This window comes from Bradyrhizobium sp., assembly GCF_016462955.1.
Lineage (GTDB): Bacteria > Pseudomonadota > Alphaproteobacteria > Rhizobiales > Xanthobacteraceae > Bradyrhizobium.
In genome coordinates this window covers 21,772-24,396 of record NZ_JAEMSD010000041.1, presented here as the reverse complement: position 1 = coordinate 24,396, position 2,625 = coordinate 21,772, and the positions used below count along the sequence as shown (strand labels likewise).

General features: G+C 65.7%; 3 protein-coding genes and 1 pseudogene. 1 reads left to right on the top strand and 3 read right to left on the bottom strand.

Annotation, left to right across the window (positions count from 1 at the left end; genetic code table 11):
- Nucleotides 1-2 precede the first annotated feature (2 nt).
- The 3 genes from JHD07_RS07220 to JHD07_RS07210 are packed head-to-tail and all read right to left on the bottom strand — an operon-like array spanning nt 3 to nt 2,054.
- Nucleotides 3-608 (bottom strand): hypothetical protein, encoded by a 606-nt coding sequence (locus tag JHD07_RS07220; protein ID WP_291620473.1) that lies wholly within the window; start codon nt 606-608, stop codon nt 3-5.
- Nucleotides 601-1,287, bottom strand: a complete 687-nt coding sequence (locus JHD07_RS07215; protein WP_291620472.1) for a hypothetical protein — start codon at nt 1,285-1,287, stop codon at nt 601-603. The genes JHD07_RS07220 and JHD07_RS07215 overlap by 8 nt, the downstream gene beginning before the upstream one ends.
- Entirely contained in the window at nt 1,284-2,054 is a 771-nt protein-coding gene (locus tag JHD07_RS07210; RefSeq protein WP_291620471.1) for a MotA/TolQ/ExbB proton channel family protein, read from the bottom strand. Before JHD07_RS07210 ends, JHD07_RS07215 begins: the two co-directional genes overlap by 4 nt.
- A 199-nt stretch (nt 2,055-2,253) precedes the next feature.
- On the opposite strand from JHD07_RS07210, the pseudogene JHD07_RS07205 reads away from it, so the two are divergent.
- Nucleotides 2,254-2,625: pseudogene (locus tag JHD07_RS07205) on the top strand (histidine kinase); the annotation flags it as partial.

Sequence of the window (2,625 nt, the reverse complement as noted above, 5' to 3'; positions counted from 1 at the left end):
GCCTATTGCTCGTCCTTGGGCGGCATCCGGGGCGGCGGGATCGGGGTGAACACCGCGCCTTCCGCGCCGGCCGGCGGGGCAATGAACTCGCCGGTCGAGGAATCGCCGCCGCTGGTCTCCAGGATGGTCTTCGGCGTCACGTATTCCCGCACCATGTCGATCAGGCTGCCGTCGCCGCCGCCGAAATCCGCCGCGCGCCCTCCTTGCGGATGTCCGGCCGCGATCTCGTTCTCGGCGGCGTGGGTCTTGTCGGCCAGCCGGTCATTGTAGGGCACACGAAAGGCCCGCGGAATGCCGCTCGGGCGATTGTCCTCGTCCAGCGCCTCGACCCAGAGGTAGATCGAGCCGGGATCGCCGTCCACCGAATGCGGCTCGACGATGCGGGCCTTCAGGAGCTTGAAGGCGGCCGGCAGCCGGTCGGTGCTGGCCCAGCCGAGCAGCCCACGCATCTCGGTGAAGCTGACGACATAGAATGTGCTAGTCACGACCACGGCGACCGCTTTCAATGACCAATGCAGCCGCGCATAGACCAGCACGACCAGCAGCAATGCGCCGATGACGGCGTAGGCGACCGACAGCGTCAGGATGACAGTCTGCAGGTTAGTCACGGCGGACCCTCGTCGCGTTCCTGCTCACGCCGGTCCTGGGATCGAGATCGGCGCCATTACGCCAGCTGCTGCGGAACGTCTCCAGCAGCGCTTTCGGCCGCTGATCGACATCGACGACCTTGCCTTCCGGATCGATCCGGAATCGAACCGCGGTCTTCTCGTCGCCGGTGTGGTCGAGCGTGAGCTTGTTGTCGAAGATCACCTGCGCCGTCGGATTGAGCTTCTGCACCTTCACACTGGCGGTCACGGGCTCGCCGGTGGTGGCGACGAAATGCGAGACGTTGACGGTGTATTCGCCGGCGAGGATGCCGCGCACGGTGACGATCTCCTCGCGGATCGGCGAGGCAATCTTTTTGCCGTTGACGATGATGAAATTGTTGGCCCCGCCGCGGTCGTCGCGGTCGAGCGTGAGGAAGCCAGCCTCGCGGTGGCGATACCAGGCGATGTTGCCGGCGGGATCCTGCACGAACAGGTCGAGATCGTCGGGATGACTGTCCGGCCAGTCCATCGTAATGATGAACTCCGCCTTGGAGTCGATCTTGCCGTCCTTGGCGTCCGGCGAGACCGCGAGCAGCGCGAGGAAAAACAGGAACGCGATGACCTGGAGCGCCTTGAACAGCATCACGCCCAGCGGATCGAACGGCTCCTCGCGCGGATAGAGACCGAAATCATCCATCATGACCGCGCACCAGAACCTTTGCGCTCCAGCACTGGCGTCACATAGGTCTCGGTCAGCACCACCGCATCCGAGAACACATGCTGGGTCGCGGCGTCTAGCATGTAGTACTGGATACGGATCAGGATCGAACCGACGAGGCCGGCCAGCGTCGTGTACATCGCGACCGCCATGCCGTCGCTCATCACGCCCATCGAGGAGCGCATCGCAACCTTGTCCGCGGCATCCAGACCCGCGATCGGCGCCAGCATGATGATGAAGCCGATGATGGTGCCGAGCAGACCCAGCTTCATCAGCGTGTCGGAGACGAAGGCGCCGAACCCGTTGGAGCCGCGCAGGCGGTCGGCGAGCGTCCGCAGCAGCAGGGTCTGGTCGACCGCGCGGTAGTCCTGCGCGGCGGCCTTGGTCACCAGGCTTTCGATATGGTCGCGCACGAGGCCGCGCGGCAGTTCCGCCGTGCCCGCGTCGAGCGCCTTGCTGCCGCCGGCCGCCGACAGCACCGCACGGCACCGCCGCGCCGCCGCCCCCTCCCGCGCGATCGCCCGCGTCCGCAGGAAGCAGTGGCCGCAGGTGAGGATATAGAGCCCCGCGATGACGCTCGAGATGTAGGTGCGGTCCGAGGTCAGCATCAGGTGGATCAGGCCGAACCGCCACAGCAGCACGACGGCGAAGATCGATAGCCCGGTGAAGATCATCCAGAACAGCAATGCGCTGCGCTCGGATGGATCGGCAGCCCGGCGCTCGACCGGCCCAATCGTCATCGAACTCATGCTGGACCGCTCCTGGGTTGCAAGCACCGGCCTGCGACGTATCCTCACCGATTAGATCAAAGCCGCCGTCTCAGGTCCAAAGACCCATGCCCAGACCGGCTTGGGAAATTTGCCCGAGCTGCGATCCGGTCCACCCCTGCAATTGGCAAGGCGCGACGGCATTGTTAGGCTCACCTTATCAAACGTCGAGGGTGATCGCATGCGCCTCGTGCTTCAGCTTGTCGCCCGTCTTCTGCTCATCGTCGTGCTCTGCCTGGGAGCCGCGACCGTGTGGGCCACATTCGATGCCTATCGCAGCGTCGACCGGGCGACCGCCGCCTCGGCCCAGCGGGTCGCGCAGGCGCTTCAGGCGCTGTATTGGCGCGAGCTTTTGTTGCGCAGCAGCAGAGCGCGCGAGCAGCTTGTGCCGGTTCCGGATTGGCGCACGCTGGAGACGATGAAGCTGATCTCGCCTGGCGTCTGCGTCGAGTTCCAGCCGGCCGCGGCTTTCGAGAAGCCGCTCTGCGGCCAAAGCGAGGGGCTGGGCGAGACGCCGCCGCGCTGGTTCGCCGCCATCGTGCCCACCTTCCTC

Coding starts and splice junctions, on each gene's coding strand:
- JHD07_RS07210 (WP_291620471.1), bottom strand. CDS start 2,054: ATGAGTTCGATGACGATTGGGCCGGTCGAGCGCCGGGCTGCCGATCCA.
- JHD07_RS07215 (WP_291620472.1), bottom strand. CDS start 1,287: ATGATGGATGATTTCGGTCTCTATCCGCGCGAGGAGCCGTTCGATCCG.